Origin of the sequence: Roseateles sp. (assembly GCF_039595295.1) — a bacterium.
Classification (GTDB): domain Bacteria; phylum Pseudomonadota; class Gammaproteobacteria; order Burkholderiales; family Burkholderiaceae_C; genus Roseateles.
Genome location: NZ_JBCNLU010000078.1, coordinates 1 through 7,616 on the forward strand (window position 1 = coordinate 1; position 7,616 = coordinate 7,616).

A 7,616-nucleotide genomic window follows, 5' to 3' on the forward strand; every position below is an offset into this window, starting at 1 on the left:
GATCAATGGCTCCGGCTCGGTGGCCGTATCCGGCCTGGAGACCGGCGCGAAGTGGGACTACAGCCTGGACAACGGCGCGACCTGGAAGCAGGGCGTCGGCTCGTCGATCGCCGCCAACGATCTGAGCGAAGGCGCGAATCACATCACCATTCGCCAGACCGACTCTGTCGGCAACCAGGCGATCACGAGCATCGACGTTGTGAAGGACACGCAAGTCGCGGCACCTTCGGTGGAATCAAGCAACGGATCGAATCCGATCAACGCTCAAGGCTCCATCAAGGTCGGCGGCATCGAGGCCGGCGGCAAGTGGGATTACAGCCTGGACGGCGAGAAGACCTGGACGACGGGCACTGGTGATTCGATCTCCGCCAACGCGCTTGCCGAGGGCGCCAACCATGTCACCATTCGCCAGACCGATGCGGCGGGCAATCAGTCGACGAGTCAGCTGGACGTCGTCAAGGACACGACGGTGTCGATGCCCACGGTGACGCCGAGCAACGGCGCGAATCCGATCAATGGCTCCGGCTCGGTGGCCGTGTCCGGCCTGGAGGCCGGTGCGAAGTGGGACTACAGCCTGGACAACGGCGCGACCTGGAAGCAGGGCGCCGGCTCGTCGATCGCCGCCAGTGACCTGAGCGAAGGCACCAATCACATCACCATTCGCCAGACCGACTCTGTCGGCAATCAGGCGGCCACGAGCATCGACGTTGTGAAGGACACGCAAGTCGCGGCACCTTCGGTGGAATCAAGCAACGGATCGAATCCGATCAACGCTCAAGGCTCCATCAAGGTCGGCGGCATCGAGGCCGGCGGCAAGTGGGATTACAGCCTGGACGGCGAAAAGACCTGGACGTCGGGCACTGGTGATTCGATCTCCGCCAACGCGCTTGCCGAAGGCGCCAACCATGTCACCATCCGTCAGACCGACCTCGCTGGCAATCAGGCGTCCACAAGCATCGACGTCACGAAGGACTCGCAGGTCGCCGCTCCGGAAGTCATTCAAGACGCCGACGGCACCATCCGAATCGACCGCATCGAAACCGGCGCCGCATGGTTCTACAGCGTGGACGGCGGCAAGAATTGGACGACTGGCACCGGCTCGACGCTTCCCTTCAGCGCGCTCCCGGCCACCGACAACAGCCTCCTCGTGCGGCAGACCGACCTGGCCGGCAACTCGGCCACCAGCAAGGCCACCTTCGTCACGAAGGACCCGCTGGTCTTCAGCGACGTGACGCCGCCGGCAGCACCGTCACTGTCCCTCGCCAGGGACGTCGGCACGGCATGGGATGACAAGGTGTCGCCCGACGCCACCGTCAAGGTGAGCGGTCTGGAAGATGGCGGATCCTGGCAGTACAGCCTCGATCGGGGAATCACCTGGACGACCGGCGTCGGCTCGACCATCGATTCGGCTGTCTTCGGCACGGACGGTGACAAGTCAGTTCAAGTCAGGCAGTTCGATCGCAAGGGCAACGAGAGCACGACCAGCTCGCTGAGCTTCACGCTCAACACGACGACCATCGACCAGGTGCCGTTGACGCTGGCCCTGAAGTCGCCAGGGGCCCCTGGGCAGAACGGCCTTGTGACGGTCGGCAATGCCGCCATCCACGCGACCGTCCCCGAGAACATCTTCGCCTACAAGATCGAGTACGACTGGGAGGACAACGCGACCTACAAGGCGATCTGGTCGCCAGGCCTGGACTTCGACATCACCAACCTGTTGTCAGATGGTCAGCACTCCGTTCGAGCCGTGATCTACGAGAACACGGAGCAAGGCTTGGTGCATTACAGCAATTCGCTGCATTTCGTGTTGGATCGCGGCCAGTCGAGTGGCGCGCTTCCCGCCGCACCGACGCTGCGGTTGTCCAACGACACCGGTATCTCCAGCACGGACTTGATCTCCAAGGACGGCACGATCAATGTGACTGGACTGGCCGACGGCGCGACTCTGCTCTATGGACCTGCGGGCGGCAGCGAGCTGAATCGCACGACGGACAGAGTCATTCCGAGCTCGTACTTCGGGGGACGTGATGGAACGAAGTCGGTCGTCGTCCATCAAGTGGACAAAGACGGGAAAGTGAGCGAAGGGACGACGATCACCTTCACGCTGGACGCGACGGCGCCGAATGCGCCGACGCTTGCCACAAGTTCCGGCGTCGAGTTGATCAACAAGAGTGGCAATGTGACCGTGGCCGGTCTCGAATCTGGCGTGACATGGGAGTACTCGCTGGACGGCGGCCAGCATTGGCTCCAGGGCCAAGGCGCGAGCATCTCCGGTGCCAGCTTCAACGAGGGCGCCAATGCCGTCGTCGTGCGGCAAATCGACAAGGCCGGCAACACCGGCGCAATCAGCGCCAGTCTGAACGTTGCGCTGGACAGCGAAGCCCCCGCCGCGCCTCAGCCGATGAACACGGTCGTCAACAACCAGTCCGTGGTGAAGCTCGGGACTGCTCAGCCGGGAGAGCACTTCGAGGTGGATCGGCGCGACGGTTCCGGCTGGGAGGCGATCAGCGGCGACACGGTGTTGGATGTCGCGATGACCGCAGGACTTCCGGTGCACGTGCGCGCGGTAGATGCCGCCGGCAACGTCAGCCCGGAGGCCACCTACTACACCAACATCAACAATCTGCAGGACGGCATGTACGAGGTGGACGTCGGCAAGGACATCGTTCAATACGATCAGCTGTTCCGCAGCTACGCCGACCCCGCCTTCTACGGGCACACCGCGCTGGTCCAGATCAAGGGCGGCGATGTGGTCGATACCCTCGCCGTGGCTGGGACGGCGGGCGACGACCGGCTCGTCGCCGCGACATCCTTCGACACCTTGCTGGGCGGCTCGGGGGCCGACGTGTTCTGGATATTGCAGTTCGCCACCAGCAAGGCGGTGATCCTGGATTACTCGCAGCCGGAGGGTGATGTTGTCGATCTGAGCACCGTCCTGTCGAACTTCGACATCGCGCGACAGGATCAGTTCGTTCAGAAGAAGCTCTTCGGCGAAGGGAACGTCGAGCTGCTCGTCGACGTTGATGGGAACGGCAACTTCAGCCAGCCGGACTTGACCATCTATCTGGTTCACCCGGTTGGGGCGGGCGTCCTGGTGACGTTGGCGCCGGCTGGGGTGCCCGTTGCGATCTGACGTCCGGAAACCCCAGCCCGATCCGTTCGACGATCGATAGAGCGCTTCAGATCGGGTGGTGCCGAGTCATCGGAGACCCGGCAGCGTGGACGGCAGCAGGATGCCGCCGTCCACGTCCTTCAGGCGCCGATGCCCGCAAAACGCCATCGTGAGATCCAACTCGCGGTGGATGATCTCCAAAGCCCGGCTCACGCCGGGCTTTCCCATTGCGCCCAGCCCATAGAGGAAGGCGCGGCCGATGTAGGTGCCGCGGGCGCCCAGGGCCCAGGCCTTGAGCACGTCCTGTCCCGAGCGGATCCCGCCATCCATGTGCACCTCGATGCGTTCGCCCACTGCCTCGACGATGCGCGGCAGCGCGCGGATGCTGGACTCTGCCCCGTCGAGCTGCCGTCCGCCGTGATTGCTGACGATCAGCGCATCGGCGCCGGTCGCGGCCGCGAGCTTGGCATCCTCGTCGTCGATGATCCCCTTGATGATCAGCTTGCCGCCCCAGCGCTCGCGGATCCATTGCACATCGCCCCAGCTCAGCTGCGGATCGAATTGCTTGGCGGTCCATTCCGACAGCGACCCCATGTCGCCCACGCCCTTCACATGCCCGACGATGTTGCCGAACTGTCGCCGCGGCGTGCCGAGCATGCCCAGGCACCAGCGCGGCTTGCTCGCCATGTTGATCACATTGGGCAGCGTCAGCTTGGGTGGCGCGGACAGGCCGTTTTTCAGATCCTTGTGGCGCTGGCCCAGGATCTGCAGGTCCAGCGTGAGCACCAGCGCATCGCACTTCGCCGCCTTGGCGCGGTCGATCAGGCTGTTGATGAAGCCGCGATCCCGCATGACGTAGAGCTGAAACCAGAACGGCGCCGTCGTGTGGGCCGCCACATCCTCGATCGAGCAGATGCTCATCGTCGACAGCGTGAACGGAATGCCGAAGGCCTCAGCGGCCTGCGCCGCGAGGATCTCGCCATCCGCATGCTGCATTCCGGTCAGGCCCGTCGGCGCGATCGCCACCGGCATCGCGACCGGACGGCCGATCATCTCGGCGGCGGTGCTGCGGTCCTCCATGTTGACCGCGACGCGCTGGCGCAGCTTGATGGACTGGAAGTCCGATTCATTCGCGCGATAGGTGCTCTCGGTCCAGGAGCCGGAGTCGGCGTAGTCGTAGAACATCCGCGGGACGCGCTTCTGCGCGAGCACGCGCAGGTCTTCGATGCAGGTGATGACGCTCATTCGGCGGATGCTAGGACAGGCCGCTCGCGCCGGGGCGGAAAGTTTGGCGGGTGGCCCCGGAAGAAGCTTCTGGCGGCCTCAGGGACTTCCCGAGGCCGCGCGCTCAGTTGTAGCCCGCATCGGCGCTGAGCGCCGCGCAGTGCGCCACCAACCAGCGCGAGAACGCGCGCGCCGCGTCGCTCTCGCCATGCCGCACGAGGCCGTAGGGCATGGCCGCGGGAACGGCCAGATCGAAGAGCCGCTTGAGCGTGCCCCCCCGCAGATAGGTCGCGGCCAAGCTGGGTCGGCCCAGCACCACGCCCTGAGCGCAGGCGGCCGCTTCCAGCGTCAAGCCAAGGTCCACGAAGCGCGTCCCCAGGGAGGGCTCCGGCCAGGCCAGTCCCGCCGCCCGCAGCCACGGCGACCAGGGCTGCAGCGGCGTGCGCAGCAGCGGCGCCTGCGCCAGATCGGCGGGGGCGTTCAAGGCGGGCAAGCGAGCCAGCAAGGCGGGCGCGGCCATCGGGGTGACGACGTCGTCGAGCAGCACCTCGCCGCCGGCGGGAATGGCGCCCGCGAAGATCTCGACCTCCGACGGCGGCGCCGGTTGATCCAGATAGGGCGTGGACAGCAGCAGCTCCAGCTCGATGTCCGGATGCGCGGCCTGGAAGCCGGGCAGGGCGGGCACCAGCACCTGGCGCGCGAAGGTCGGCGGGCTGCTGATGCTCAGGCGTGTGAGCCGTTGCTGCTCACGGCGATGCAGCGGCACGGCGGCCAGCAGCGACAGCGCGGTCTGGACCTGAGCCAAGTACTCCTTGCCCGCGGCCGTGAGGCGCAGCGGGTTGCGGGTCAGCAGCGGCTGCCCGAGCCGCTCCTCGAGCGTCGCGATGCGCTTGCCGACGGCGCTGGCGCTGACGTGCAGCGTCTCTGCCGCGCGCTCCAGGCTGCCCAGGCGGGCGGCGGCCTCAAAGGCCAGCAGGCCGTCGATGGAGGGCAGTCGCAGGGAGTCGCTGGGGGCGTCGCTCATGGAGCGCGACTGTAGCCGCCAGAGGTCCCGGATTCCGGGCGGACATGAGCGCCGGGCGCACGCTCGAGCGCGCGGCGCCGCTACAGTGGCGCGATGTCCGATGCCGCCGATCGAGATCCCGTGACCGACGCCGAGGCCGACGCCGCCGATGACGCGACCGTCCGCGTGCCGGAAGAGGCCGCGCTGTGGCGCCGGCTCCCATGGCTGATCGGGGGCGGGCTGAGCCTGCTGCTGGGCGTGATCGGGATCTTCCTGCCGCTGCTGCCGACCACGCCTTTCGTGCTGCTGGCCGCGTTCTGTTTCGCGCGTGGATCGGCGCGTTGCGAGGCCTGGCTGGTCGGGCATCCGCGCTTCGGTCCGATGATCGTCCAGTGGCGCGCGAATCGGGCCGTGCCGCTGCGCGCCAAGCAGATGGCCTGGGGAATGATGGCCCTGAGCTCGGCGATCGCCTGGGCGGTGATGCCGGTGCTGCCGTGGCTCCCGGCGGTGTGCTGCCTGGCGGTCGGGATCTGGCTGTGGCGCCTGCCGACCGCCTGAGCGCGATCAACCGAAGAGGCTCAGGTTCTCCGGCCTCGGCCGCGTGTCTTTCGCCTTCTCCGTGGCGCTCGACCGTCCGCGTTTGGCCGGCTCCAACTCGCCGGGCCGGCTCAACTTCCCGACTCGCACCCCCAGCAGCCGCAGCCGCTGGCTCAGGTCCACGCGCTTGAGGCACAGGCCCGCCGCATGGCGGATCGCGGCCGCGTCCTGCACGGGCTCGTCCAGGGTCAGGTCTCGCGTGACCGTGCGGAAACCCTCGAAGCGCAGCTTGATGCCGATGGTCCGGCCCAGATAGCCCTTGCGCTGCAGGTCCGAGGCCAGCTGCTCGCACAGGGCGGTGAAGATGCGCGACAGCTCCGGCTTGTCGCGCCGCGCGTGCAGATCGCGCTCGAAGGTCGTCTCGCGGCTGATGGACACCGGCTCGCTGTGCGTGACCACCGGCCGATCATCCAGCCCCCAGGCCGCCTGATGCAGCCACACGCTGTAGCCCGGTCCGAAATGCTGGGCGAGCAGCTCCTGCGGCGCGGCCGCCAGCTCGCCGATGGTGTGGATGTCCAGCGACTCCAGCTTCGCGCCGGCCTTGGGCCCGATGCCGTTGATGCGACGCACCGGCAGGGTCCAGATCCGGGTCGGCAGATCGGCCATCGTGATGAGCGTCAGCCCGTCGGGCTTGTCCAGCTCCGAGGCGATCTTGGACAGCAGCTTGTTGGGCGTGACGCCGATCGAGCAGGTCAGCCCGGTCGCGCGCTGCACCGAGTTCTTGATCTCCCGCGCCACCGCCCGCGCGCCGCCCAGCGGGTCGTGCCCGACCGCGTCGCGCGCGCCGGGCACCTCGCTCAGGTCGATGTAGATCTCGTCGATGCCGCGATCCTCGATCACCGGGGCGATCTCGCGCACCGCGGCCTTGAACAGCCGCGAGTAATGCCGGTAGGAATCGAAGTCCGCCGGCAGCAGGATGGCCTGCGGCGCGCGCAACGCGGCCTTCATCAGCCCCATCGCCGAGAACACGCCCAGGTCGCGCGCCGGATAGGTCGAGGTGGTCACGACGCCGCGGCCGGTGTAGTCCTCGAGCTTGAAGAACTTGCGCGTGCCGTCGGGCAGCAACTGCGGCGTGTGGGCGCGGCGGCCGCCGACGACCACGGGCAGGCCCTTGAGCTCCGGATAGCGCAGCAGCTCCACGGACGCGTAGAACGCGTCCATGTCCAGGTGGGCGATCAGGCGATCGGGCAGTGCTGGCGTCGACTCGGCCATGCGGCGCATTGTGGCGGCGCTTGCTGACGATCGCTGTCAGCAGGCGCGGCGGTCAATGTCCGCAGGAACTCGAGCCGCAGGCGGAGATCGCCGGCTCGGCCTCGGCGCCCTCGGCCGCCGACGCGGTCTTGAAGGGCGTGCCGCATTCGCCGGTCTTCGGATCGAAGCCGCGTTGCTGCATCGTGTAGACCAGCGCCGCGTCCATCATCTCGGCATGACCGGGGAACCACTGCGCGAGCTCGCCGCGCACGATGGTCAGCGGCTCGCGGTCGAGCAGCTCCTCGGCGTAGCGCACCGTCTCGCGCATCACGTTGAGCACCATCGCATGCTGGCTGCTGTGACAGTTCTCGGCCTCGAAGCCGGTCGCCGCCATCCAGCGCTCTTCCATCGCGAAGTGCTCCTCGGTGTGCGCCAGCAACGCCTTGAACGCGGGCAGCGCGTCCTCGCCGCGGTCGAGCGTGTCGCCGA

The 7,616-nt window shown here is 67.3% G+C and carries 6 protein-coding genes; 2 read left to right on the top strand and 4 right to left on the bottom strand.

The annotated features are described in order from the left end of the window. Positions 1–199 precede the first annotated feature (199 nt). Positions 200–3,133, top strand: a complete 2,934-nt coding sequence (locus ABDW59_RS24330) for a hypothetical protein (RefSeq protein WP_343634029.1) — start codon at positions 200–202, stop codon at positions 3,131–3,133. Between the two features lie 66 nt (positions 3,134–3,199). Here the strand turns inward: ABDW59_RS24330 and ABDW59_RS24335 are convergent, their stop codons facing one another. Continuing rightward, positions 3,200–4,357: an alpha-hydroxy acid oxidase gene (locus ABDW59_RS24335; protein ID WP_343634030.1), complete on the bottom strand. Its 1,158-nt coding sequence runs from the start codon at positions 4,355–4,357 to the stop codon at positions 3,200–3,202. A 103-nt stretch (positions 4,358–4,460) separates the two neighbouring features. Next, a complete protein-coding gene (locus ABDW59_RS24340; protein ID WP_343634032.1) occupies positions 4,461–5,360 on the bottom strand; it encodes a LysR family transcriptional regulator in 900 nt (299 codons plus the stop codon). A gap of 93 nt (positions 5,361–5,453) precedes the next feature. Here ABDW59_RS24340 and ABDW59_RS24345 point away from each other — a divergent pair, with 93 nt between their 5' ends. Further along, positions 5,454–5,897, top strand: a complete 444-nt coding sequence (locus ABDW59_RS24345) for a YbaN family protein (protein WP_343634034.1) — start codon at positions 5,454–5,456, stop codon at positions 5,895–5,897. Positions 5,898–5,903: 6 nt separating this feature from the next. Here ABDW59_RS24345 and dinB read toward each other — a convergent pair whose 3' ends face one another. Together dinB and ABDW59_RS24355 are read right to left on the bottom strand one after the other, a co-directional pair. Next, positions 5,904–7,148, bottom strand: coding sequence for a DNA polymerase IV (gene dinB, locus ABDW59_RS24350; protein WP_343634036.1), 1,245 nt, complete (start codon positions 7,146–7,148; stop codon positions 5,904–5,906). 52 nt (positions 7,149–7,200) lie between these two features. Continuing rightward, on the bottom strand, positions 7,201–7,616 hold a 416-nt coding region (locus tag ABDW59_RS24355), incomplete at its 5' end, for a hypothetical protein (RefSeq protein WP_343634038.1).